24 protein-coding genes are annotated in these 23,293 nt (G+C 59.9%); 14 read left to right on the top strand and 10 right to left on the bottom strand.

The features are described from left to right. The first annotated feature begins 60 nt into the window (after positions 1-60). Positions 61-516 carry a MarR family winged helix-turn-helix transcriptional regulator gene (locus WEU32_RS13960; RefSeq protein ID WP_406852315.1) on the top strand — a complete coding sequence of 152 codons (456 nt, stop codon included), beginning with the start codon at positions 61-63 and terminating at the stop codon, positions 514-516. After that, entirely contained in the window at positions 513-1,631 is a 1,119-nt protein-coding gene (locus tag WEU32_RS13955) for an FUSC family protein (RefSeq protein ID WP_406852314.1), read from the top strand. Before WEU32_RS13960 ends, WEU32_RS13955 begins: the two co-directional genes overlap by 4 nt. 63 nt (positions 1,632-1,694) lie before the next feature. On the opposite strand, the gene lepA is transcribed toward WEU32_RS13955, so the two are convergent. Next, positions 1,695-3,503, bottom strand: coding sequence for a translation elongation factor 4 (gene lepA, locus WEU32_RS13950; RefSeq protein WP_406852313.1), 1,809 nt, complete (start codon positions 3,501-3,503; stop codon positions 1,695-1,697). A 178-nt stretch (positions 3,504-3,681) separates the two neighbouring features. Between lepA and WEU32_RS13945 the strand changes: the two genes are divergently transcribed. The 3 genes from WEU32_RS13945 to WEU32_RS13935 are packed head-to-tail and all read left to right on the top strand — an operon-like array spanning position 3,682 to position 5,727. Continuing rightward, positions 3,682-4,098: a TadE/TadG family type IV pilus assembly protein gene (locus WEU32_RS13945; RefSeq protein ID WP_406852312.1), complete on the top strand. Its 417-nt coding sequence runs from the start codon at positions 3,682-3,684 to the stop codon at positions 4,096-4,098. Between the two features lie 20 nt (positions 4,099-4,118). Next, complete coding sequence (locus WEU32_RS13940; protein ID WP_406852311.1) at positions 4,119-4,652, top strand: TadG family pilus assembly protein; 534 nt, start codon at positions 4,119-4,121, stop codon at positions 4,650-4,652. Continuing rightward, on the top strand, positions 4,603-5,727 hold the full coding sequence (locus WEU32_RS13935) for a hypothetical protein (protein ID WP_406852310.1): 1,125 nt from the start codon (positions 4,603-4,605) through the stop codon (positions 5,725-5,727). The genes WEU32_RS13940 and WEU32_RS13935 overlap by 50 nt, the downstream gene beginning before the upstream one ends. Before the next feature lie 69 nt (positions 5,728-5,796). Here the strand turns inward: WEU32_RS13935 and WEU32_RS13930 are convergent, their stop codons facing one another. Then, positions 5,797-7,149, bottom strand: coding sequence for a peptidoglycan DD-metalloendopeptidase family protein (locus WEU32_RS13930; RefSeq protein ID WP_312139213.1), 1,353 nt, complete (start codon positions 7,147-7,149; stop codon positions 5,797-5,799). 377 nt (positions 7,150-7,526) lie between these two features. Here WEU32_RS13930 and WEU32_RS13925 point away from each other — a divergent pair, with 377 nt between their 5' ends. The 4 genes from WEU32_RS13925 to WEU32_RS13910 all read left to right on the top strand — a co-directional run bounded on the left by WEU32_RS13925 (position 7,527) and on the right by WEU32_RS13910 (position 12,067). Then, positions 7,527-10,826 carry a YdbH domain-containing protein gene (locus WEU32_RS13925; protein ID WP_406852309.1) on the top strand — a complete coding sequence of 1,100 codons (3,300 nt, stop codon included), beginning with the start codon at positions 7,527-7,529 and terminating at the stop codon, positions 10,824-10,826. A gap of 105 nt (positions 10,827-10,931) precedes the next feature. Continuing rightward, positions 10,932-11,123 carry a YnbE family lipoprotein gene (locus WEU32_RS13920; RefSeq protein WP_312814210.1) on the top strand — a complete coding sequence of 64 codons (192 nt, stop codon included), beginning with the start codon at positions 10,932-10,934 and terminating at the stop codon, positions 11,121-11,123. Positions 11,124-11,138: 15 nt separating this feature from the next. Then, positions 11,139-11,495, top strand: coding sequence for a YdbL family protein (locus tag WEU32_RS13915; RefSeq protein WP_312139208.1), 357 nt, complete (start codon positions 11,139-11,141; stop codon positions 11,493-11,495). Between the two features lie 125 nt (positions 11,496-11,620). Beyond that, entirely contained in the window at positions 11,621-12,067 is a 447-nt protein-coding gene (locus tag WEU32_RS13910) for a COG3650 family protein (RefSeq protein ID WP_406852308.1), read from the top strand. A 35-nt stretch (positions 12,068-12,102) separates the two neighbouring features. Here the strand turns inward: WEU32_RS13910 and WEU32_RS13905 are convergent, their stop codons facing one another. Then, positions 12,103-12,240: an entericidin A/B family lipoprotein gene (locus tag WEU32_RS13905; RefSeq protein ID WP_167178494.1), complete on the bottom strand. Its 138-nt coding sequence runs from the start codon at positions 12,238-12,240 to the stop codon at positions 12,103-12,105. A 130-nt stretch (positions 12,241-12,370) separates the two neighbouring features. On the opposite strand from WEU32_RS13905, the gene WEU32_RS13900 reads away from it, so the two are divergent. From WEU32_RS13900 to rplS, 4 genes are all read left to right on the top strand, one after another. Next, complete coding sequence (locus WEU32_RS13900) at positions 12,371-14,035, top strand: thiamine pyrophosphate-dependent enzyme (RefSeq protein ID WP_406852307.1); 1,665 nt, start codon at positions 12,371-12,373, stop codon at positions 14,033-14,035. Positions 14,036-14,115: 80 nt separating this feature from the next. Then, a complete protein-coding gene (locus WEU32_RS13895; RefSeq protein WP_406852306.1) occupies positions 14,116-15,951 on the top strand; it encodes a DUF885 domain-containing protein in 1,836 nt (611 codons plus the stop codon). Between the two features lie 88 nt (positions 15,952-16,039). Then, positions 16,040-16,750: a tRNA (guanosine(37)-N1)-methyltransferase TrmD gene (gene trmD, locus WEU32_RS13890; RefSeq protein WP_406852305.1), complete on the top strand. Its 711-nt coding sequence runs from the start codon at positions 16,040-16,042 to the stop codon at positions 16,748-16,750. Between the two features lie 16 nt (positions 16,751-16,766). Then, positions 16,767-17,174, top strand: coding sequence for a 50S ribosomal protein L19 (gene rplS / locus WEU32_RS13885; protein ID WP_312139196.1), 408 nt, complete (start codon positions 16,767-16,769; stop codon positions 17,172-17,174). 70 nt (positions 17,175-17,244) lie between these two features. On the opposite strand, the gene WEU32_RS13880 is transcribed toward rplS, so the two are convergent. From WEU32_RS13880 to WEU32_RS13860, 5 genes are all read right to left on the bottom strand, one after another. Further along, positions 17,245-17,691, bottom strand: a complete 447-nt coding sequence (locus tag WEU32_RS13880) for a PA2169 family four-helix-bundle protein (protein WP_406852304.1) — start codon at positions 17,689-17,691, stop codon at positions 17,245-17,247. A 65-nt stretch (positions 17,692-17,756) separates the two neighbouring features. Then, a complete protein-coding gene (locus tag WEU32_RS13875; protein WP_406852303.1) occupies positions 17,757-18,602 on the bottom strand; it encodes a tryptophan 2,3-dioxygenase in 846 nt (281 codons plus the stop codon). 47 nt (positions 18,603-18,649) lie between these two features. Then, positions 18,650-19,141, bottom strand: a complete 492-nt coding sequence (locus tag WEU32_RS13870; protein ID WP_406852302.1) for a YciI family protein — start codon at positions 19,139-19,141, stop codon at positions 18,650-18,652. Between the two features lie 141 nt (positions 19,142-19,282). Further along, a complete protein-coding gene (locus tag WEU32_RS13865) occupies positions 19,283-19,804 on the bottom strand; it encodes a CHAP domain-containing protein (protein WP_167178510.1) in 522 nt (173 codons plus the stop codon). A 126-nt stretch (positions 19,805-19,930) separates the two neighbouring features. Continuing rightward, positions 19,931-20,983 carry an acyltransferase family protein gene (locus WEU32_RS13860; protein WP_406852301.1) on the bottom strand — a complete coding sequence of 351 codons (1,053 nt, stop codon included), beginning with the start codon at positions 20,981-20,983 and terminating at the stop codon, positions 19,931-19,933. Between the two features lie 182 nt (positions 20,984-21,165). On the opposite strand from WEU32_RS13860, the gene WEU32_RS13855 reads away from it, so the two are divergent. Beyond that, on the top strand, positions 21,166-21,600 hold the full coding sequence (locus WEU32_RS13855; protein ID WP_406852300.1) for a YidB family protein: 435 nt from the start codon (positions 21,166-21,168) through the stop codon (positions 21,598-21,600). Here WEU32_RS13855 and truA read toward each other — a convergent pair whose 3' ends face one another. Then, the gene (gene truA / locus WEU32_RS13850; protein WP_406852299.1) at positions 21,601-22,350 is read right to left on the bottom strand and encodes a tRNA pseudouridine(38-40) synthase TruA; all 750 of its coding nucleotides are present in this window, start codon (positions 22,348-22,350) and stop codon (positions 21,601-21,603) included. 2 nt (positions 22,351-22,352) lie between these two features. Then, complete coding sequence (fmt, locus tag WEU32_RS13845; protein ID WP_406852298.1) at positions 22,353-23,276, bottom strand: methionyl-tRNA formyltransferase; 924 nt, start codon at positions 23,274-23,276, stop codon at positions 22,353-22,355. Between the last annotated feature and the right edge of the window lie 17 nt (positions 23,277-23,293).

Below are 23,293 nucleotides of genomic sequence, written 5' to 3'. Positions count from 1 at the left end.
CATGTTAGATGAACGAGGCATATAATTTGAATTGTCATTCAAATTATTATAATAACGAATATGGCAATCATTCTTCCCGATCCCAAACGCCTAATCGGCATCCGCTTTTCCATGTTGGCCCGTCGCTGGCGCCATGAGGTGGAATCCTCATTGGCCGAGGCTGGCCTCAGTGACGCGACATGGGCCCCCTTGGTGCATCTCAGTGAAGGTGGAGACGGGCAGTCACAAAAACATCTGGCCGCCCGACTTGGGATCGATGCCTCCAGTCTTGTCCGCTTGCTGGATATTCTGGAGCGCCAGTCCCTGATCGAGCGTCGTCCAGACCAGAATGATGGGAGAGCGCGGCGGGTCTTTCTGACGCCGGACGGAGAAGGCCGCGTGGCTCATATCCGCAACCTGTTATGGCAGGCCGAGGAGCTTTTACTGGCCGACCTGTCAGACGAAGAGGCGCAGGTGATGTTGGACTGTTTTGCTCGCATCGATGCCCGTATCACCGATATTAGAGGGGTGGCATGATGGGCCGTATCCGTCGTCGCCATCTGGTGCTGCCCCTACTGGGGCGACAGCATTTGCGTGACAGTATGCAGGTGACGCGTCCGGCTATTTTACGAAACTCGACCTTGGCGGGAATACAGTCCGCTTTGGTGGTTTTGGTTGCCCTACCTCTAGTCCAGCTTTCGGCATGGTCGCACTTGATTGGCTATGCCGGTCTGGGGGCACTGGTGGCGCTGTTTGGCCGGTTTGCGCCCAAGGGTCGCCGGACGTGGACGGTTTTCAAGGTGGCGGTTTGCCAAACGGCATCGGTTCTGTTGATGACGCTGGCCTCTCTAGCGGGGCTGGGCATGGCGGGGATGATGGCCTTGCTGGCCCTGATGGGGGGCGCTTTTTATATTATCGGGTTGAAGGGACGCTTTGGCCCACCCGGTGCGTTGATCTTTATGTTTGCAGCCACGGCGGCCATGCCCGCACCGGCTTCGCCGGAAGAGGCTACAGGACGTGTCATCATGACAGGTGCTGTGGCCATGTTGTCGGTACTGCTGTGCGCGCTTACCGAAGTGTTTCGTTTCAAGGGTGATGACGAGTGCTCGCTGCCGGCTGATCCGGTCATGTCGGCACGCGATATGGGACTGGTTGCTGTCCGCGTAACCGCCAGTGCGGCAGTAGCCGGCTATGTGGCTATGTGGGCGGGGATGGCGCATCCCGCATGGGCATCGTTGGGGGCGGTGGCTGTCGTATTGGGATCCAAACTGCACCTTTCCCTGCATCGGGCTTTCCAACGGATGGCTGGTACGGTGGTGGGCAGTTTAGGCGTGTGGCTGTTGCTTCAGGCCGAACCCAGTGTGTGGATCATTATTGCTGTTCTGGCTCTGCTACAGATTTTGACCGAGGTTCTGATCGGCTTCAACTATGCGCTGGGCCAGATGTTTGTGACCCCGATGGCCCTTTTGATGACCTATCAGGCCAGTGCGGGGCGCGTGGGCCCTAGTATTGCCAGCGAACGTGTGGTCGACACCTTGTTGGGAGTGGCTATCGGGGTGTTGTTGGCACTGTTGTTATCGACCCATGCGGATCGCGCGCATTTTATGGAGCGCCATCGGCAAGGGCGTAAGCCGCCGCCAAGTCTGGGCTAAGGACTAAAAAAAAGCCCCGACCTTGCGATCGGGGCTTTTTCAATTTCGTTCGACAGACGCCGATCAATCCTCGTCCATCTTAAGGGCGGCGATGAAGGCTTCCTGCGGAATCTCCACCTTGCCGAACTGGCGCATGCGCTTCTTGCCCGCCTTCTGCTTCTCGAGCAGCTTCTTCTTGCGGGTGGCGTCGCCGCCATAGCATTTGGACGTCACGTCCTTACGCAGAGCGCGCACGGTTTCGCGGGCGATGATCTTGCCCCCGATGGCGGCCTGAATCGGGATGGTGAACATGTGCGGAGGGATAAGCTCCTTCATCTTCTCCACCATGCCACGGCCACGGGTCTCGGCGCGGGCGCGGTGCACCAGCATCGACAGGGCGTCCACCGGCTCGGCATTCACAAGGATGCTCATCTTGACCAGATCGCCGACCTTGTAGTCGGTGATCTCGTAGTCGAACGAGGCATAGCCCTTGGAGATCGACTTCAGGCGGTCATAGAAGTCGAACACCACTTCGTTCAGCGGCAGCTCATAGACGACCAGAGCGCGCGAGCCGACATAGGACAGCTCGATCTGGTTGCCACGACGGTCCTGACACAGCTTGATCACGCCGCCCAGATATTCGTCCGGCGTCAGGATCGTCGCTTTGATCCACGGTTCCGAAATGGTGTCGATCTGCATGACATCCGGCAGGTCGGCCGGATTGTGCAGGTCGATATGGGTGCCGTCGCGCAGACCGATCTTGTAAACCACCGACGGGGCTGTCGCGATCAGGTCGAGATTGAACTCGCGGCTCAGGCGTTCCTGAATGATTTCGAGGTGCAACAGGCCAAGGAAGCCGCAGCGGAAACCAAAGCCCAGTGCCGCCGAGCTTTCCATTTCATAGGTGAACGACGCATCGTTCAGACGCAGCTTGGCAATGGCCGAGCGCAGATCGTCAAAGTCTGCAGCATCGACAGGGAACAGGCCGCAGAACACTACCGACTGGACTTCCTTAAAGCCCTTCAGCGGTTCTGCGGTCGGTTTCTTCTCGTCGGTAATGGTGTCGCCAACAGCGGCGTGCGCCACTTCCTTGATCTGTGCCGTGATAAAGCCGACTTCGCCTGGACCCAGTGCCTCGACGGGCGTGTTCTTCGGCAGGAAGACGCCGACGCGGTCGACAAGGTGGGTCGTGCCCGACTGCATCATCTTGACGCGCATACCGGCCTTCAGGATGCCGTCAAACACGCGCACCAGCAGCACAACGCCGAGGTACGGATCGTACCACGCATCCACCAGCATGGCCTTCAGCGGGGCGTTGATGTCGCCCTTGGGGGCGGGCAGACGGGTGACGATACCTTCCAACACATCCTCGATGCCGATGCCGGACTTGGCCGAGCATTCAATGGCTTCGGAGGCGTCGATCCCGATCACATCCTCGATCTGGGCCTTTACGCGCTCGGGCTCGGCAGCGGGCAGGTCGATCTTGTTGAGGACCGGCACAATCTCGTGATTGTTGTCGATCGCCTGATAGACATTGGCCAGGGTCTGGGCTTCGACGCCCTGCGAGGCATCCACCACCAGAATCGAGCCTTCGCATGCCGCCAGCGAGCGCGAGACTTCATAGGCGAAGTCGACGTGGCCCGGCGTGTCCATCAGGTTCAGGATATAGGTTTCCCCATCCTTGGCCTTGTAGCTCAGGCGCACGGTCTGCGCCTTGATAGTAATCCCGCGCTCTTTCTCGATATCCATATTATCGAGAACCTGTTCCGACATCTCCCGCGCGGTCAGCCCGCCGGTGAATTGGATCAAGCGGTCAGAGAGCGTGGATTTGCCATGGTCGATGTGGGCGACCACGGAGAAATTCCGGATGCGTTCAATAGGAGGCGTCGTCATGTAGCGGCGCTTAGCATTGGATGAGTCTAAACGCTACTTCCTCGATAGGCTGACATAGTCGATAGGCGGCATCAATCGGGTGGAAAACCTGCTTAAGCCCCAGTTTACCAAACTCGTTGGGAAACTCTTCAAGCATAGCGGCGCTTTATCATAACAATGATATTTGGAGTGATCCCCCATGCTTCGAATAGTAAACCGTCGCAAACGCGAACGGCGTGGCTCCATTGCCGTTGAATTCGCTCTTATTGCTCCGATCCTGCTTTTTATGATGATCGGCATGATTGTCTATGGTGGCTGGTTCTGGCTGGCCCACTCGGTGCAATCGCTCGCCTATGAATCTGCACGTGCATCTCTGGGCGGTCTGGATGCTGCCGAGCGTCGGCAATTGGCTCTGGACTTTGTATCGACACGCGGAAATCAGATGGGCGTCCCCGTCAGCGCCAATGATGTTGTTGTTCTAAGCGACGGACAGGTCGTGGCTGTCAAAATCGACTACGACATCAGCAACCATCCTATCATGGCCCTGAGAAGCCTGACTGTGCCGCCTCCGCAAACGATTAAACGCGAGGCGGTGGTGCGTCTGGGCGGATACTGATGAGGGCGTTACGGCATCTGTTGTGGTCCTTTGGTCGGGACCTGCAAGGTGGCGTAGCCATTATTGGTGCGGCGGCTGTGGTGCTGTTTGTCGTACTTGCCGCCTTGGCGATTGATCTGGGGTCGATGACCTTAAAGGCACGAGAGATTCAGGGCGCTGCCGATCTGGCCGCCCTTTCTGCGGCTCGTAACCTGCCTGCAGCTAATGCAGCGGCCAATGCGACAGCTCAGGCTAATCTGGGCGCGGATATTATCATCACCACCCAGACCGGGGTCTATCTGGCCGAACGTAAGATAAAGCCGCAAAATCGTTTCACTGTTGGGGGTTCAGTGCCAAACGCTGCGCGCGTGACCATCACGGGCAAGGCTCCACTATTTTTCGCGGGTATATTTGGAACCGATAACCCGCACGGCCACCGCAGCCCTGCCGGGAGCAAAACCGACTGCCGTATTTTCGATTGGCTCACGTTTGCTGGGGCTCAACCGCGGTTTGGTGAACGGCCTGTTGGGGACGCTTCTGGGCTCGAACGTCAATCTATCGGTGATGGATTATAATCGCCTTCTGGGCGCGGATGTGAATCTGCTGCAGTTTGCGGACGCTCTAGCGGTCGATCTGGGCGTAGAGGCGGGTGATTATGACCAGTTGCTCAAACATGATGTGACGACCGGACAGTTGTTGCGCGTTCTCACCGCACTTGCCGATGATGGTGAGCGGGCTGTTCTGGGGCAACTGACCGGATCGCGTCTGGATGTCCCTATCAAGGTAGGGCAACTGGTCGGTGTCGATGCCAATGCCCGCGATGGTCTGCGCCGCGCGCTAAATATGGATGTGGCGGCTCTGGACTTGATTGTGGCCAGTCTGGAAACAGCCAATAGCAATCGGCAACTGGCGCTGAACGGCGATGTGAACGCCATACTGGCCGATATTCGTATCATGGCAGCGATTGGAGAGCGTCCGAATGACTCGTCATGGCTGACGGTTTCCGCAGGCGGGACACCGGTCATCCGTACATCGCAGACGCGTGTTTTTGTGCGTGCCAAGACGAAAAATCTGGTGGATGAACTGTTGTCGGTTGACCTGCAAGTGTTTGCAGAAGTCGCTTCGGCAGAGGCCAAGATCAAGGACATCCAGTGTGCGCCCAGCAAGCGCGTTGATGTGGATGCTCGCACGGGGCTGCTGCGAGTGAGTGTCGGCAATGTCACCAATCCCGGTGATTTGCAGAATTTCAAAAAGCGCATCAACACCGAGGAACTGGTGTTGGCCGAAGTGCTGCTGCTGCCCTTGAAAATCTACGCCAATGTCGAAAGCCACGATACAAAATGGCAGTCATTGCGGTTTTCCGAGGCCCAAATCAGCGCCAAAACACCGCAGAGCGTGCGTTCCAAGGAGATTGGTTCCAGCCTGCTGGCCACGCTGGGCAAGGAAATGAAGATTACCTTTTTGGGATTGCCGCTGGGCTGGATTGTGAACCTGCTAACTCCGCTTCTGGTACCGATTGGCTATCTGCTGGATGCGGTCCTGAATCCGTTATTACAGTTGCTGGGTATCGGTTTGGGCGAGGCCGATGTGAGAGTTCTGGGCATCAACTGTCCGGGCGGTGTTGGCGGGATACCCTATCTGGTAGGCTAAACCGGACAGCGGGCAAAGAAAAAGGCGCGGGGGTCACCCGCGCCTTTTGATCTTTATGTGTGCCGCAGATCAGCCTTCGATAGGACGAAGGCCGTTTGCAGCATTCTGCACGACCGGACGGCTTTGGCCGCCTGCAGCAATAATGCGGTCGATGCGCGCTTTTTCAGCGCGGAAGGCTGCCAGCTCGGAGCCAGCTAGGATCGTGCCTTCTTGGGTGCGGACACTGGCTGGATTGATCCGTTGGCCGTTGCGCCACATTTCGTAGTGCAGGTGCGGGCCGGTCGAGTTGCCGGTATTACCGACATAACCGATCACCTGACCCTGGCTGACGCGCTGGCCAGCACGCATGCCCGAGGCAAAGCGCGACAGGTGGGCGTAGCCGGTCTCAAGGCCATTGGCGTGACGTACGCGGATCCAGTTGCCATAACCGCCCCAGCGGCGGGCCTCAACGATCACGCCATCGGACGGTGCTACGATGGGGGTGCCGGTCGAGGCGGCAAAGTCCATACCCTGGTGCATCTTACGATAGCCTGAGATGGGGTGGGTACGGTAGCCGTAGTTGGATGAGACGCGACGGAAATTCTGCAACGGGGTCCGCATCATGGTGCTGCGGACATTTTTGCCGGTGGCGTCGAAATACTCGACCTTGCCCGACCCCGGACGCTCGAAGCGATAGAAGGCCTGGCCTTTCAGCTCAGCAAACATCAGGTCGCCGGTTTCGATCGTACGTCCCGCTTCGGTGACCGAACGGTCAAAAACAAGGGTGAACTCGTCGGCTGCGCGGACATCGCGCTGCATGTCGAACTTGTGGGCGAACAACTGGCTGGCACGGCGCACAACGGCGGAGGTTGCGCCCAGTTCGCGGGCGGAGGCCGACAGCGAACCTTGAACCTTGTCGCGAGCGACCACGGTTTCATGCGTGATCTTTTCGTCCAGCGAGCGCAGGCGCAGGGCACCGTCAAAGCTACGCGAGACAGTCAGTTGGCTGGCGGGGCCGGTACGCATGGTCAGGCCGATCAGTCGGGCCTCGCCTACACCACCACGCGGACGCGATACGGCGGTTTCGAATTTGGCACCGGCACGAATGTCTTTCAGATCAAAAGCGCTGGCGATGGTAGCGGCAACGGCGCTGGCGTCTTCGGCGCGGACGCCGGCGCGGCGCACGGCCTGCTCGAAAGTTTCGCCACGGCGAATTTGAACCGGAATGGCCTCTGGTGCGTTAAGACCCGCAGGAGCCGCAGCTGCTGCATAGGCTTGGGTTTCTAGATAGGCCGTCTGCTGGGGCGTAAGAACGGGCAGTTCTTCTGTCTCAGACGCAGCGAAGGGTTTGCCCGCCATCAGGGCAATGCCAATGGCAGCCGCTGTCGTCAGCAGGTGGGGGGCAAGCCGCAACGGTTGGCGGCGAGGATCGAACTGGGTCATTGTTCCCCGGTATTCGACGACGCACGAATGCGCCCAACGAAGTTTGAACTCATGCCTCCTTCCCTTCAGAGACACGAAGCGATCTGTATAGACCGGCTGTGCCAGTATGGGAAGCAGGGATGTTACATTGGTGTAACAAGCTGTGTGCTCGTCAGGGTTGCAGTCTTTTACGAAACCTTTTGGCAAAAGTTGGACGGCGTAAAATCGGGCCGAGAAATTACCAGATGCTGTGTTGCCTCTATAAAAACACTACTAAACCTTAGCGAGGCAGCCTTGATGCGATTATGCTCCTCTAGACGTTAAGACGAGGTTTTGAACCTTGGCCGCACCGGAGGATTTGTATCTAGGTTGTGTCGGAACGAACGAAAAGCAGGCCTGTGAGCAGCAATATCCCTGAATCTTCCACAGAAACCTCGCCTGCGGCCCGTAAAGCCAAGCGTCTGCCTTTGGGGCGTGTCGGGGCGGGGCTGACGGTCGGTGCCCTGGTGGTCATATTGGGCGCAGGCGCTCTTTATGTCGGGCGCCGGGCTGTGGCCGAGGAAGTGCTGGTCGGATGGCTGCACCGACGTGGTATTTCAGCCGAGGTTCAGGTCGAGCGGATTGAATGGGACGGCTTTACCGGACGTATCATTGTCGGCAATCCCGATGATCCCGATGTCCGTATCGACAGGGTCGAGGTAGATTACCTGATCGGCCTGCCATGGATGCAGGATGGTTTTGGTCTGACACCCAAGCGGGTTCTCTTGTCGCGCCCGCTGATCAAGGCCGAGTGGACCGGCGAAAAGCTGTCTTTTGGCGCGCTGGATCCTTTGATCGAAGAATTTGCCACCAAGCCGCAGGGGGCGAAAAAACCCGGCCCGCTGATCGTGGTGGATAAGGGACAGGTTTTGCTGGCGACGCCCTATGGGTCGATTACGGCACTGGCTGATGCCCGTCTCAATGATATGCGACTGGAATGGCTGGAGGCATCACTTAATCCTGCGACCTTGACGCTGGGCGATATGAAGACAACGGGCTTGCAGGCCCGGATCGAAGCTCGCAGTACCGGCGATGCCTTGACCTTCAGCAGTCAGGCCTCTGCCGAGACTCTGGCCATTGCAGATATGTCGGGGACCAATGCCAGTCTGAGCCTGAACGGTCAGGTGCCTTATCCTCGCAAAGATGTGGTGCAGGCCAACGGTCCTGTGACGCTGCAAGGGCAGGTCGACATGGCCCGTCTGGATGGCGAGACAGTCGAGGCGCGCGATTTTACGGCGCGTATGGACTGGCGCGGGCAATTGACGGGCTGGATGGATCGCTTTGCGCTAAGCGGACGTGGATCCTTGGAGGCCTCGGCAAAAGACCTCCACACGGGCGACCAAAGGCTCTCGGGCGTCCACATGGTTGTCAGCGATGCCGCCACCAGTGTCAGCCGAGGACAAAAAGCGCAGGCTCCGACAACGGTTACAGGTGGGGGCGTACAGAATGCGGGCCTCAAATGGCAGTTGGAAGGTCCGCTACAGCTTGCAGCCGAGCATCTACGATCGGGTGAAAATCGTTTGAGACATGTGCAACTGCTGTCCTCGCGTCTCAAGGCTGGCGGTGAAGACGGGCAGATGGAGGTTCAGGCCCCGCTGACGCTTTTGGCCGGCGAGGCGGTGACCGGTGATCTGCAAATGCGTCAGGTGCGGGGCCAGTTTGTTCTGGATGGCCAGCGCGGTTTGGTCACAGACATTGCCCTGAAGGGCAGTCTGGTGGCGAATGGCCGTTTTAACGGACTGGGTCCGGTAAAGGCGGATGATGCCGTTCAGATCGAGCGCTTGAAACTGGCAGCCAGTGATTTTGTTCTGTCAGCCCCTGCACTGTCTATGGTGCAGAACAACCGTGGGTTGGGCGTGCAATTGGATGCACCGGTCCAGCTTCGGGCGCGCAACGGCGTCGAAGTGCGTTTGGCGGCGCTAGGCCGCCCGCTCTTGCAGATGGCTGGCGGGGCACCGACGGGGGCCATGCAACTGAGCCTGACCGGTGAGGATGTTCCAAACCTGAATGTGGAGGTCGCCTCCTGGCAGGTCGCAAAGGGTAGTTTGACGGCCCAGCTGAGTGCGAACGGCCAGACAGATTTTGACCCGCTGCGGGGTGTGGCGCTGCAAACGGCGGGAATATTGAGCCTTCGTAACGGTGTTACGACCTATCAGGTCAGTGACTGTGCCAACCTTCAGGCGCGTCAGGTCCAGATCGGCGAAAATAATCTGGATCAGCTGTCAGGCCGTCTTTGTGCGGATGGCCGCCCGTTATTCACGGCACAGCAAGGCCGTTGGGAACTTGCGGGCCGTTTGGCTGATACACGGTTACAGGCCAGCTTCCTCGAACTGGACCTTGAAAATGGCGCAGGGCGTTTGCGTGTTTCGGGACAGAAAGACGATTTGGACATGCGTCTGTCGGATATTGTAGCGACCGTCAAAGACAGCCCCGATATAGCCGAAGCCCGTATTCATCCGCTTGGCGTCGGTGGCGAAGTGTCTCTGTCACGCGGCGTATGGAACGGGGGGTTGCACCTGTCTCGCGAGAGTGATCGTCTGGCGTCGGTGAATCTGGTTCATGCCAATGCGACCCATGAAGGGCGGCTGGATTTGAAAGCCGGACCTCTGACCTTTGCTGCCGACGGGCTGCAACCGGGAGCCATCAGCCCGCTGTTGCAGGAGTATATTGTTAATGCCAGCGGTGACGCCGTTGGCATGGATGGCGAGGTGGTCTGGTCGGCCAAGAGCGTGACCAGTCAGGGGCGTATCATTATCGGCAATGGTCAGGCCGAAGACACCCAAAGCGCGGGCTTGTCTTTCGATACACCCATGGGACGTCTGGTGGGGCTGCGCGGTAAGGTGCAGATAACGGACCTGTTGAAGCTGGAAACGGCATCGGACCAGATGCTCAGCGCCGAGCGCCTCGACAGCGTGATGCCCATTACCGATCTCAAACTGACCATGGGGCTGGGTGAGGGCGCGCTGAATATCTCTCAGGCCTCGCTGAAGCTGGATGCGGGCGGCGTGAGTGTTCGTGATGTGGTGGTGCCGCTCAACGGCGTTGATCCGGTGCGGGGCCGGATCGATGTGGACAATCTTCAGGTGAATGACCTGCTGGTGGCGGCCAGTCTGGGCGAAAAGGCGAAACTGGATGCCCGTCTCAACGGACAGATCCGGTTTGAGTACCAGCGTCAGCAGGGTTGGCAGTTCCATTCGGTCGATTTGCGGGCGCAGGGCGGCTATCTGTCGATCCAACCCGAAGTCCTGACCGGTATGTCTGCAAACGGCGGTGAGGTGGTGACGGCAGATGGTGCAGATATTGAGGTGCCCCCCAATGCGGTGCAGGGCTTTGCCTATCAGGCGCTGGAAAATCTAGCGATCAATGACCTGAGCGCCGACGTGTACACCCTGCCCGAAGGGCGTCTGGCGGTGAACTTCCGCATTCAGGGCTACCATGCGCCGCCGCAGAAACAGGAACTGCGGATTTCGATTATGGACTTGTTCAATGGTAATCTGATGCAGCGCAAACTGCCCTTGCCTTCCAATGCGCCGGTAATCCTGAACTTGCGAACCGACTGGAATGCCAATGAATTGGCCACCGACATCTATCACCTGATGCAGCGCCGTTTTGCCGATTTGAGTGTGGTCGGGGCTGACGATGCGAAGGAACAAAAATGACGGCGACAGAAGGCATGAAAAGATGCAACTGTTACCGTTCACGGCCCGTTCAGGCGTAACGGGTCTATAGGTTATATGTGTACTGGACTAACCGGAGAGATCGTTATGTTGGACAAACGACAGTTCACCCTGTTTGCCCTTGCTGGGGCAATCGCGGGTACTGCGGCCTGTACACCTACGGTAAAGATTGCGTTCGACAAGCCGTTGGAAATCAACGCTAACCTGCGTGCCGACATTGTCATTAAGCTTGACGAAGAGCTGAAGAAGCTCTTCCAAGAAAACCCGAACCTATTCTAAGTCAGGAGGCATAGAATGGCCTATCGTAAACTTTTTGTCGCTGTTGCTGCTGTGGCCGCACTGGGTGTGGCTGGCGGTGTGATGGCGCAGACCTCGGGTCAGAAGGCCCTCGTGGATGCCGCCAAGGCTGAAGGCCGCGTCGGTGAGCAGGCCGACGGTTATCTGGGTGTGCGTACCTCGGTCGAGCCCGATACTCGTGCGGCGGTCGATGCCATCAATAATGGTCGTCGCGAAGCCTATGCCCGTACCGGTAGCCAGGCAGGGACTTCAGCGGCTGTGGCCGGTGAGCGCATGTTCGAGACCCGCCTGTTGCCAAATGTTTCGTCGGGGCAGTGGTATCGCAATGCTGCGGGCCAGTGGGTCCAGAAATAATCCGCACGAAAATGCGGAGCGTACAACGCTGACCAACAGGGCCGATTTCCACAACGGGGATCGGCTCTTGGCGTTTTAAGGGCGGCGATTCTACTGCCGCAGGTTTGAAAACTGGGAGAGGGCGAATGCGCGCTTTGGTAGGTTTGGGTCTGGCTCTAGCACTGGCTGCCTGTGACACGTCCGCGCCGGTGAAACCGGCTGACGAAAAGGCTCCCGAGGCCAAGCTGGGTTCGGTGGCTCTGGATGCGCCGATCCGCGCACTGGGGACCGAGCCGTTCTGGCATGTCGATATCGAAACGGCAGATCTGGTTCTGACCCGCATTGACCAGCAACCGCTGACGGCATCGAATAAGGGCTTCGAGGCCAATGGTAATGTGGCCTTCTGGACCTCGGCCCTGCCGGACCAGACGCCGTTCAAAGTCACCCTAACGGCCGAAGATTGTTCGGACGGCATGAGCGACCGCGTCTATCCGCTGAGCGCTAAGGTCGAGATCGGTGCTGAAACCCTGACTGGTTGTGCGGCCTCGGTAGAGGCTCTGGAACGTGCCAGCGAGGCCGGGCGCGTCGAATAGCGCCTGCCTCGCGGCCAGTCTGGCTTGGGACAGGTCTAGCGTTTGGCCTGTTCCGAGCCATTGGTGACGGCACGGCCCGCGGCCTGAACGTCGCGGCCGATGCCGGCAACCGTATTGCAGGCCGACACGGCCAGAGCGGCAGCGATCATGCCGAGGGCGATAATCTTGCGCATGATAATTCTCTCGATAAGGTGTTGATCCGGTTGGCGACCATCGTTCTATGCGGGTATGACAGCCAGTGGTCGCCAGCATAAGGGCGACTGTACAATATTCGAGCCTTAACCGGTATCCTGACAGGTAAACATGATCCAGCCCGCCGCCAACTCCGCCCGCCGACTGGTTGAAACCCTTGTGCTGAACGGCGTGGAAAAGGTGTTCTGCGTACCGGGCGAAAGTTATTTGGCCGTGCTAAACGCGCTCTATGATGTGCGCGACAAGATCGAGGTCATCATCTGCCGCCACGAAGCGGGTGCTGCCAATATGGCCGAGGCCTATGGCAAGCTGACGGGCAAGCCGGGAATCTGCATGGTGACACGCGGACCAGGCGCAACGCAGGCGGCGGTGGGCATCCATACTGCCCAGCAGGATTCCACGCCGCTGATTATGTTTGTCGGCCAGATCGCCCTGTCGGATCGTGGCCGCGAGGCCTTTCAAGAAGTCGATTACCGCCAGACCTTTGGTTCGCTGGCCAAGTGGGCGACCGAGATCGAAAGCCCCGAGCGCACGGTAGAAATCGTCGAGCGCGCCTTTGCGACCGCGCTTCAGGGCCGCATGGGGCCAGTGGTGATCGCCCTGCCGGAAAATCTGCTGCACGATGATGGTGGCCCTGCGCCCGTTCGCGCCGTCAAACCGGCCCGTGCTGCGCTTGATCCGGCCTTTGTCGAGGAACTGAAGGCCAAACTGGATCAGGCGAAAAGCCCGCTTCTGGTGCTAGGCGGTTCGGGCTGGACCGACGAGGCCAGCGTGGCCATCGCCAAGTGGGCCGAGAAAAACGGTATCCCGACGGCCCTGTCATTCCGCCGCAAGGACTTGATCCCCAATAGCCACCCCGCCTATGCGGGGGATCTGGGTATCGGTTGCGCCCCCAAGCTGATCGAGCGCGTCAAGCAGACAGACCTGATGATCGTCATCGGTGCGCGTCTGGGCGAGAACGCCACCCAAGGCTACACCACGCTGTCGCGTACAGACACGGCGCAAAATCTGGTTCACATCCATCCTGGGGCCGAGGAACTGGGTCGCGTATGGACGCCGCTGATATCGGCCTGTGCCGATAACAGCTTAGCCGCTCTGGCAATCTCGCAGATCGAAACCACCGGCCAGTGGCACGATCAGGCCAAGGCCGCCAATGATGCCTATCTGGCCTTTTCCTCGCCAATCGAGACGGTGGGCGATGTGAACCTTTCGGAGGTGGTGCACCATCTGACGACGGGACTGCACAGCGATGCGGTTCTGACCAATGGCGCGGGTAATTTCGCGGCATGGCTGCACCGTTTCTATCGCCACCAGTGCCGTCGTGCCCAACTGGCCCCGACCTCGGGGGCCATGGGCTATGGCTATCCGGCGGCGGTGGCGGCCAAGGTCATGATGCCCGAGCGTCAGGTGGTCTGCTTTGCCGGTGACGGCGACTTCATGATGAGCGCCTGTGAAATGGCGACGGCGGCCCAGTATGGCCTCGGCGTAATTGTGATCGTGGTCGATAACGCCACCTACGGCACTATCCGTATGCATCAGGAAACCCAGTATCCGGGTCGTGTGATCGGCACCGACCTCAAGAATCCCGACTTTGTGAAATATGCCGAGGCCTTTGGTGCATTTGCCACCAAGGTCACCCGCACAGCAGACTTCCCTGCGGCCTTGGCCGAGGCTTGCGCCGCCAGCGCCAAAGGGCAACCGGCCCTAATCCATCTGATCGCCGATACCGAACAGATTTCACCGGCCAAGACCATCACCCAGCTGCGCGGCGGCTGACCGGCATTACGGCGTAATCTTGTAAGCGGGGCCGATTGCTGAAACTGTGCCCTCCACTGTTTAGTGAGGGGGAGCGATTTATGCGCCGTATTCTGATTTCATCCGTGGCCGCGTTGGCTTTCGGGACGCTGACACCTGTGGCCATGGCTGCCGAGCCGCCTGTGGCTGTGGCCACGGCACAGGGTGAGGATGCCCGTTTGGCCGAATGGTTCGAGGCCGCCTATCAGGCCCGTCTGGCGCTCAGCCCGATGGGCATGACCTCGATGGGCATGAAGACGGACTATGACAAGCTGGACGACAATTCGGCGGCGGCACAGGCCCGCTCTATGGCGATGGCCGAGGCCCAGTTGGCGGCGCTGAAGTCGTCGTTCGACACGACCAAGCTCAGCCCGCAAAGCCAGCTTTCGGTACGACTGTTCGAATATCAGGTCGAGCAAGGCCGCCTGTCGAACCAGTGGCGCGACTGGGGCTTCCAGTTTGCCGCCAATGGCAATCCGACCACCAGCCTGCCGGTGTTCCTGATCAACACCCACCGCGTGGACAGTGTGGCCGATGCCGAGGCCTATGTGGCGCGTCTGGTCGATACCGAACGCTATATGGGACAGGTCGCCACCACCCTGCGCGAGCGCACGGCCAAGGGTATTGTCTCGCCGATGTTTGTGTTCGAGCCGTCGTTCGACAATACCCGCGCGGTGATCGCGGGCGCACCGTTCGACAATGGTGCCGATAACCCTGTCTGGGCCGACATCAACAAAAAGGTGGCGGCACTGGATACGGACGCTGCGACCAAGGCCCGCCTTCTGGACGCCGCACGTACTGCCTTGACCGGTCCCTATAAGCGCGGTTTCGACACTGTTCTGACCGCACTGGGCGAGGCGCAGGCCAAGGCCGACAGCAATGACGGCGTTTGGCGTCTGCCGGATGGTGAGTCCTATTATAATGCTCGCCTGCAACTCTCGACGACGACCGACCTGACTGCTGACCAGATCCACAATATCGGTCTGGCCGAGGTGGCGCGTATTCAGGCCGATATGGAGGTCATCAAGCAAAAGGTCGGCTTTACCGGCACCCTGCAAGAATTCTTCACCTTCATCAAAACCGATCCGCAGTTCCAGTATCCGAATACGCCGCAGGGTAAGGAAGCCTTCCTGACCGATGCGCGTGGCTATGTGGCACGGGTGATGGATATGGCCCCGCAATGGTTCAACACCTTGCCCAAGGCGGCGCTGGAAGTGCGCGCAGTCGAGCCGTTCCGCGAGGCCACCGCCTCGATCGCCTTCTATAATCGTCCGGCTCCGGACGGTTCGCGTCCGGGCATCTACTATATGAACCTGTCGGACATGACGCAGGTTCTGAAGCCGCAGGTCGAGGGTATCAGCCTGCATGAAGGCGCGCCGGGTCACCATTTCCAGATCGCCTATGCTCAGGAAATGGAGGGCGTGCCGTCCTTCCGTCGCTTTGGCGGTTATGGCGTCTATTCCGAAGGCTGGGGCCTGTATTCCGAGCAGTTGGGCAAGGAGATGGGCTTCTATCAGGACCCGTATTCCGATTTTGGCCGTCTCTCGACCGAGCTGTGGCGCGCGGTGCGCTTGGTGCTCGACACCGGCCTGCATGCCAAGCGCTGGAGCCGCGAGCAGGCGATGGACTATTTCCGCCATAACTCGCTTCTGTCGGAGCGCGACATCCAGAAGGAAACCGAGCGCTACATCACCAATCCGGGGCAGGCGACCAGCTACAAGATCGGCGAGCTGAAGATTTTCGAACTGCGTCGCAAGGCGCAGAGTGCACTGGGTGACAGGTTCGATATCCGCGACTTCCACACGGTGGTGCTCGGCTCGGGTGCCGTGCCTCTGCAGGTGCTGGAGGAACAGGTGGATGCATGGATCGCCCAAGGGGGCGGTGCGCCAAACCTGTAAAGACAGACGGTTCCTATAGGGCGGGGGCGGAAAGGTTCAGACCTTCCGCCCCTCGCTTTTTGAGGGTGACGGCGCTAAAGGGCGCGGCATGGCTTTTACCGCAACCGTCCTGACCATGTTCCCCGAGGCTTTCCCTGGCCCGCTCGGCGTTTCGCTGATCGGTACGGCGTGGCGCGAGAAGGGGCTGTGGAATCTGGAAACGCTGGACATTCGTGCGTTTTCCGAGGATAAGCGCGGCTTCCTGGACGACACCCCTGCGGGTGGCGGTCCCGGTCAGGTACTCAAAGCGGACGTGGTGGCGCGGGCTCTCGATAGCTTGCAAGGTCCCCCTCGGCCGCTTTTGTACATGAGCGCACGCGGTCGGCCCCTGACGCAGGCGCGAGTTAAGGAATGGGCGAAAGCCGACGGTATCGTCGTGCTGTGCGGCCGTTTCGAGGGGGTGGACCAGCGGGTGCTCGACGCACGCGGGTTCGAGGAGGTCTCCGTCGGAAACGCGGTCCTCGCCGGTGGCGAGGCGGCGGCCATGGTGGCGATCGAGGCGTGCGTCCGGTTGGTTCCGGGGGTCTTGGGTGCGGCGGAAAGCCTGTCGTCCGAGAGCTTCGAAGACAACCTGTTAGAGCATCCGCAGTACACGCGACCGCGGACGTTCGAAGGCCACGATATTCCCGAGGTCTTGTTGTCGGGCGATCATAAAAAGATCGCAAAGTGGCGGCAGGAACAACGGGAACTGACGACGCGGGAACGGCGCCCAGATCTCTGGGAGCAGTATCTCGCCAACTTACAGGTAAAGAGCAAATAAGCTCCGGAGATAGACCATGAACATCGTTCAACAGCTCGCTGCTGAAGAAAAAGCCCGCCTGCTCGAAGGCAAGACCATTCCTGACTTCCAGCCGGGTGACACCCTGCGCGTGAACGTCCGCATTAAGGAAGGTGAGCGCGAGCGCATCCAGGCCTTCGAAGGCGTCTGCATCGCCCGTGATGGCGGCGGCATCAACGAGACCTTCACGGTCCGCAAGATTTCGTTCGGTGAAGGTGTGGAGCGTCGCTTCCCGATCCTGTCCCCGAACGTTGAGTCGATCGAAGTGAAGCGCCGCGGTGTCGTCCGTCGCGCCAAACTGTACTACCTGCGCGACCGTCGCGGTAAGTCGGCGCGTATCGCCGAGCGTCAAACCGCTCGCAAGGTTGTCGTTCCGACCACCGGCGAAGGTTCGACCGAAGCTTAAGTTTAGCACCAGTCTGAATGTGAAAAACCCCGTTGCGATGCAGCGGGGTTTTTTATTGTTTGCTGGGTAGTCAGGCTGGTGGATCAGTCAGATCTCCAAGCTGGCTGTCGCTCAAGGGCGGCTGTTCCAGACCGCGGCGCACAATGTCGCGTGTAGTGGCCGATAGCGCCGTGTCGGCGGCGGCCTTTTCAAAACGCTCACGCACATGGGCTTCTGCAGAATGGGTCAGGGTATAGATGCTGTCATGATTGCCCAGCAGGGCCTGTTTGAAGCCGCTAAAGGCGCGCTGGGCCTTGGCGAGGATCGAGCCATTGTCCTCGGGCGATCCGCCCCGTTCGCGCACGGCTACCTTGAAGCTTTCGGCCAGTTGCAGATGTTGCGAGGCACGACGATCCAACCACTGGCTGTGACGAGGTTCGATGGTTTCGCGGGCGGCCTCGGTATAACCATCGGCGCAGTCGATCAGGGCTTCGATCAGACTGTTTAAAACCTTGATGTCGTGGGTGTTGGCACTCATGGCGCACTCCGGAGGCGGGCTGAAGTCGATATGACTTCAACTCCTGCCGCCGGATAAAGGTTGCTCTACAGCTTGGTGCGCAGGGTCCACAGTTCAGGGAAACAGCGGCGCTTCAGCGTGTCCATCAGGTAGCCAACGCCGTCGGTGCCGCCCGTGCCCATCTTGCGTCCGATGATGCGTTCCACGGTCACCACATGCTTGTGACGCCATGTCAGCAGGGCATCGTCCAGATCGACCAGTTTCTCGGCCAACTGGTACAGCGGCCACCATTTTTCGGTATTGCGATAGACTTCCAGCCATGCGGCCTCGACACCCGGATGGGCCTCGTAGGTGGCCGAGACGTCGCGGTTGAGAACTTCGGCCGGAATGTCCAGACCAGCCACCGACATCTGGCGCAGGGCGTCGTCATAGAGGCTGGGAGCCTTGAGCGCCTCAACAAGCGCGTCATGGGCCTGTGGCCGTTCGGCGTGGAAGCGCAGGAAGCGCGGGTCTTTCAGGCCGAGCATGGTTTCAAAGCGACGGAACTGGTCGCTCTGGAAGCCGGAAGATGCACCAAGATCGCCACGGAATTTCAGGTAATCCGAAGGTGTCATAGTGGCGAGGATGTCCCAGCTCTGGGTCATCACGGCCTGAATACGGCTGACACGGGCCAGCGACTTATAGGCAGGGACCAGATCACCGGCGCGGATCAGGCTTTGTGCCAGTGCGACCTCGTGCAGAATTTGCTTGAGCCACAACTCCTTGGTCTGGTGGATGATAACGAACAGCATTTCGTCATGCTGGTCACTGCGTGGGTTCTGGGCCGACAGCAGGGTGTCGAGGTCCAGATAGCCCGCATAGGTGATGCCTTGCGGTTCGTGGCGGGCGGTCTCGATGGCGTGACCGCGGATGTCGTCGGTGGGCGATGTCATGGGGCGAATATCGCCTGTTCGCCCGGCGAGAGCCAGTGCCTAGATGGTTACTGAGGTGCCGGTTTTTGCAAACGGGCATGCAGATCATTGACTGTCATCAGGGCCGCCGAGCCGTAATAGCGGCTGTATTCGACGACGAAGACACCCGCCTCGACCGTGGGGTCGGTATCAACCCACTGGCGGGCGGTTTCGATATCGGGCGTGGCCAGAATGAACAGGCCTCGGCGTCCGTCCTCTCCACCCAGAGGCCCCGCCAGTACCAGATGGCCTTCATTGGCGAGGCGGGTCATATTGGCGAAATGGCCCACAAACAGGGCGGCGCGCTGTTCGCGGTCGGTGATCTCGGCGTCGCGCGGGCCGGTTTTCAATATGGCCAACACAAAGGGGCGCATACCGCGCTCGTCCGCGCCCAGCTTTTCGGCCAGAGTGGCATCATAGGACGGCGTGGCGGGCGTGGCCTCCTGTGCCACAACCGACAGGGGTGCGGTGCCCAGAAGCGTGGCGCACAGTATCGCAAGGATGGAGGAACGGCTGGACATGGCAGGCTCTTGTAGCAAGGTCTGCACAATGCGCTCCATGCCGGAATGCGACAAGCGCCCGTCCGATATAACCACTGCCGATACAACAAGAGCCGGTGCGATATCCCGCACCGGCTCTTGTTTGAAATCTGGGTGTCTGGCCTATTCGCCTGCGGTGTCGGTGACTGTCGCGGCGGCCTGTTGGCCCGCTGCCGAAGCCTCGGCGGCGCTTTGATAGATGAAGCCGTAGGTCGGGTATTCGGTGGTGCCCAGATCGTTGATCGGGTTGTACCAGACCTTGACGCGGCTCCAGTCGCCACTGCCGGACACATCGACGACGGTGACATTTTCTTCGACCTTGCCGCGGCTGCCGCCCCAGTTGGCATGGGTCACACGGATAACGCGGTCGGTCAGAACATCGGAAACAACCGCGACGTGACCTGCCTGCATACGGCCGTGCGGCTGAAAGACGAGGACGGAGCCGGTTGCCGGTGCGTCGCCGGTGCGGAAACGGTCAACGGCTTGGCGCCACCAGGTCCAGGCATCGCCGAAGATCTGGATGCCCGAGAACATGCGCGCGAAGGTCACGCACTGCCAGTATGGGTCTTTGGCTTCGACCTGCGCAGGTGCAAGCGTGAAGAAGCCGAGGGTTGCCGCGAGAGCGGCGGCAGTGAGCCGTTTCATGAACTGGCGTGCTCCGGACTTATTTAAGGTCTGTGGCGACAGTCCTAGAGTATGATCACCAATAGTTGAAGCTTTGTTTCAATCTGTATCTAAAAAATCGGCAAGTTCCGTGGGTAAATCGGCCCTTCAGCGGCGAAGAAACTGTCTGGCCGGACGCTCGATCAGGTGATGGGCGAGGGCTGAAACCACGATGAGGCCGATGATAATCCCGAGCCAGATCAACAGATTGAACTGCTTGTCGGCATCGCCCGTCAGGCGCGCCACCAGATTGGTGGACACCATCAGCCACGGCGCACAGCACATATAGATCGCATAGCTTATCTCCCCCAGCCACACGGAGGGCTTGGATGACAAAAGCGGAATATTGCGATCCGACAAGCTGGACAGCGCAACAATCAGACTGCCGCAAGACAGCACGGTCAGGGTGTCAGACCCGAGCCATCCGGCGCTGAGCACCACAAGGGCGACGGCTAAAACTGTCCCTGCCAGCGGGCGGCGCAACGGGCCATGGCGAGAGGCCAGATAAAGGGCGCAGCCATAGGCAAAGCACGGCACGATCCGCAAAGCGCCCCAGTGATAGGTCGCCTGTGTCAGCGAAAATCCGGCCCAAAGCAGAAACAGAAGATGCAGCGCGACCAGAAAATTTGCGGCCAGAAGAACCGCCAGCAACGGCCTGTTTCGCAGTCGCCATGCGCCAAAGGCATAGGCAGGGAAGGTCAGATAGGCGAACCACTCCGCCGAGATGGACCATGACGGATGGTTCCAGCCTGCCTCATGGGTGAAACCCCATGCGTGGACCATCAACAGATTGGGAACAAAGCTCTGCCAGTTCAGCACATTGTGGCTGATGGCTATGCCCGCAGCCCCCGCCGCCAACCCCAGCGCCATGACGGCCAGAAGTGTGGCCAAGTGTAGCGGGTAAATGCGCGCCAGCCGCGCCCGGATAAACGCCTTGTAGGAAAACTGACCCGTGCCGAACCGCTCTAGATAGACGTGGCAGAGGATGAAGCCGGACAGCACAAAGAACAGATCGACGCCCAGATAGCCCTTTTCGACCAGAAGAGGAGCCAGCGTGGTGTCCAGATGCGGCCAGAAGCTGAACAGCACCACCCACAAGGCGGCGACAAAGCGTAACGAGGTGAGCGGGCGCAGGTTTTTAGGGGCGGGGATCTGGGTCATGTTGGGCCGGACGGATTGATTGCCCCGATTTTATGCAGCTACGATGCCAGTGTTATGCGTGCATGGCGCGATGTCCGTGTCTGTCACCAAAGTTTGCAAAATACATATCGGCCCGGCCGCTGGGGCAGGTCATAGTCACGCTTGAAACACGGGCGAATGCTCGCCCCTCGGGAGACAAAGATATGAGCTTTCTGGATGGATTACTGGGCAAGGGCGGTATCGCAGGTGGCGCGGATGCGCTGGGCGGCGTGCAGGACCTGATTGAATCGCAAGGCGGCGTTCAGGGCCTGACCCAGAAACTGGGTGCCGGCGGCCTTGGCGATCTGGCCGCGTCGTGGGTCGGTAAGGGCGGCAACCTGCCGATCTCGGCCGAACAGATCGAGGGTGTTCTGGGGTCTGGCCCGATCGGTGATTTCGCCAAGCGGCTGGGCGTGTCGCCGCAACAGGCCGCTGGCGTCATCGCCATGGCCCTGCCGATGGTGATCGACAAGCTGACACCCGATGGCGATGCCGCCAATGCCAAGTCGGGCGTGGATGCCGGTGATCTGCTGGGCGGTCTTCTCGGCGGCGGTGGCGGCGGTCTTGGTGGCCTGCTGGGCGGGATGCTGAAGAAGTAATCAGCTTTCCGTGTCGTAGGTGACGCCGGTCAGATAAAGGCCGTCCGATGGTGCAACGGGTCCGCAGCGAATGCGGTCTGCGGCATCGAGGGCGGCCTTAAAGTGTTCAGGGCTCCAGCGACCCAAACCAACCTCGGCCAGCGATCCGGTCATGGAGCGGACCTGACGGTGCAGGAAGCTGCGGGCTTCGAACACTAGATGCACTTCGTCACCGACGCGGGTCACATGGGCCACATCCATGCTCTTGATCGGGCTTTGGGCCTGACACTGGGCATCGCGGAAGGTGGTGAAGTCGTGCTGACCCAGCAGGTACTGGGCCGCGACATGCATCGCTTCGGCATCCAGCTCTTTCTTCACATGCCAGACATGGCCTTGCTCGATAGCGGGGCGACCGGCACGGTTGAGGATGCGGTACAGGTATTTGCGGCCATTCGCGGTAAAGCGCGCGTGCCAATCGTCACTGACGGGCACGCAGTCCAGCACCGAGACGCGCTCGTCCAGCATGTGGGCGTTCATGGCGTTCATGACGGTGCGGGCGGGCCAGTCCTTGTCGAGATCGACATGGCAGGTCTGGCCCGTGGCGTGCACGCCCGTATCGGTACGTCCCGCCGCAGCGATGCGCACATCCTGACCGCTGAAGGCCTTGATGGCGGCCTCTAGAGCGCCCTGAACCGTGGGTTGGTCCTTCTGGGCTTGGAAGCCGTTATAGGACGCGCCGTCATATTCGACCGTGAAGCGATAGCGAGGCATTTTTAGGCGAAGACCGTTCCGGTTTCGATTTTGAAGCCGTTGAGCAGTTCGGTTGCCGACTGCTGGGCCCTGCCCGCACGCTGCACACGGATCAGGCGCACGGCATCCTCGCCACAGGCGATGGTCAGGTCCTGATCCAGCAGTTCGCCAGCTTGGCCCGAACCCTCGACGGTTTCGGACAGCAGCGCCTTGATGCGGACGGTCTCGCCTTCATGCTCGACCTCGAACCACGCACCGGGGAAGGGCGACAGGCCACGGATGTGACAATCGACCTCGGCCGCTGGGCGCGACCAGTCAATGCGGGCTTCCGCCGGAGTGATCTTCTTGGCGTAGGTCACCTCGCCGACCTGTTCGACCTCGGTTGCACCACCGCGCTCGATGGCGGCAAGGGCTCGCGGCCACAGGGCGGCACCGGTATGGCTCATACGCTCGGTCAGGCTGGCTGCGGTATCGGTCGGGTAGATGTCCATGACTTCGGACAGGATGATCGCGCCTTCGTCCAGACCTTCGCTCATACGCATGATCTGGGCGGCGGTCTGTGTGTCACCGGCCATGATGGCGCGCTGGATCGGGGCGGCCCCGCGCCAGCGTGGCAGCATCGAACCGTGCAGGTTGAAACAGCCCAGACGCGGCGCTTCCAGCACTTCGGTTTTCAGTATCTGGCCATAGGCCACAACCACAGCCGCATCGAGATCAAGCGACTGGAACGTCTCGATGGCGTCGTCGGATTTCATGCTTTCGGGCGTGAAGACCGGCAGGCCCATGGCCTCGGCAAAGGCATGAACAGGCGAAGGGGTCAGCTTCTGGCCACGGCCCTTGGGGCGCGGCGGCTGGGAATAGACGGCGACGATCTCGTGACCGGCGGCAATCAGCTCGGCCAGTGAAGGCACGGCAAATTCGGGGGTTCCCATAAAGGCGAGGCGCATAGATGACTCCTTAGCCC

Source organism: Brevundimonas sp. BH3 (genome assembly GCF_045345115.1).
Classification (GTDB): Bacteria; Pseudomonadota; Alphaproteobacteria; order Caulobacterales; family Caulobacteraceae; genus Brevundimonas.
This window is presented reverse-complemented; position numbering and strand designations above follow the sequence as displayed.

What these genes read in the sequence shown, in the direction of transcription:
- truA (WP_406852299.1), bottom strand. Translation starts at nt 22,350, where the DNA reads ATGCCTCGCTATCGCTTCACGGTCGAATATGACGGCGCGTCCTATAAC.
- WEU32_RS13920 (WP_312814210.1), top strand. Translation starts at nt 10,932, where the DNA reads ATGTTGGACAAACGACAGTTCACCCTGTTTGCCCTTGCTGGGGCAATC.
- WEU32_RS13910 (WP_406852308.1), top strand. Translation starts at nt 11,621, where the DNA reads ATGCGCGCTTTGGTAGGTTTGGGTCTGGCTCTAGCACTGGCTGCCTGT.
- WEU32_RS13955 (WP_406852314.1), top strand. Translation starts at nt 513, where the DNA reads ATGATGGGCCGTATCCGTCGTCGCCATCTGGTGCTGCCCCTACTGGGG.
- fmt (WP_406852298.1), bottom strand. Translation starts at nt 23,276, where the DNA reads ATGCGCCTCGCCTTTATGGGAACCCCCGAATTTGCCGTGCCTTCACTG.
- WEU32_RS13895 (WP_406852306.1), top strand. Translation starts at nt 14,116, where the DNA reads ATGCGCCGTATTCTGATTTCATCCGTGGCCGCGTTGGCTTTCGGGACG.
- WEU32_RS13945 (WP_406852312.1), top strand. Translation starts at nt 3,682, where the DNA reads ATGCTTCGAATAGTAAACCGTCGCAAACGCGAACGGCGTGGCTCCATT.
- WEU32_RS13860 (WP_406852301.1), bottom strand. Translation starts at nt 20,983, where the DNA reads ATGACCCAGATCCCCGCCCCTAAAAACCTGCGCCCGCTCACCTCGTTA.
- rplS (WP_312139196.1), top strand. Translation starts at nt 16,767, where the DNA reads ATGAACATCGTTCAACAGCTCGCTGCTGAAGAAAAAGCCCGCCTGCTC.
- WEU32_RS13915 (WP_312139208.1), top strand. Translation starts at nt 11,139, where the DNA reads ATGGCCTATCGTAAACTTTTTGTCGCTGTTGCTGCTGTGGCCGCACTG.
- WEU32_RS13875 (WP_406852303.1), bottom strand. Translation starts at nt 18,602, where the DNA reads ATGACATCGCCCACCGACGACATCCGCGGTCACGCCATCGAGACCGCC.
- WEU32_RS13865 (WP_167178510.1), bottom strand. Translation starts at nt 19,804, where the DNA reads ATGAAACGGCTCACTGCCGCCGCTCTCGCGGCAACCCTCGGCTTCTTC.
- WEU32_RS13930 (WP_312139213.1), bottom strand. Translation starts at nt 7,149, where the DNA reads ATGACCCAGTTCGATCCTCGCCGCCAACCGTTGCGGCTTGCCCCCCAC.
- WEU32_RS13905 (WP_167178494.1), bottom strand. Translation starts at nt 12,240, where the DNA reads ATGCGCAAGATTATCGCCCTCGGCATGATCGCTGCCGCTCTGGCCGTG.
- WEU32_RS13960 (WP_406852315.1), top strand. Translation starts at nt 61, where the DNA reads ATGGCAATCATTCTTCCCGATCCCAAACGCCTAATCGGCATCCGCTTT.
- WEU32_RS13855 (WP_406852300.1), top strand. Translation starts at nt 21,166, where the DNA reads ATGAGCTTTCTGGATGGATTACTGGGCAAGGGCGGTATCGCAGGTGGC.
- lepA (WP_406852313.1), bottom strand. Translation starts at nt 3,503, where the DNA reads ATGACGACGCCTCCTATTGAACGCATCCGGAATTTCTCCGTGGTCGCC.
- WEU32_RS13870 (WP_406852302.1), bottom strand. Translation starts at nt 19,141, where the DNA reads ATGTCCAGCCGTTCCTCCATCCTTGCGATACTGTGCGCCACGCTTCTG.
- WEU32_RS13900 (WP_406852307.1), top strand. Translation starts at nt 12,371, where the DNA reads ATGATCCAGCCCGCCGCCAACTCCGCCCGCCGACTGGTTGAAACCCTT.
- trmD (WP_406852305.1), top strand. Translation starts at nt 16,040, where the DNA reads ATGGCTTTTACCGCAACCGTCCTGACCATGTTCCCCGAGGCTTTCCCT.
- WEU32_RS13880 (WP_406852304.1), bottom strand. Translation starts at nt 17,691, where the DNA reads ATGAGTGCCAACACCCACGACATCAAGGTTTTAAACAGTCTGATCGAA.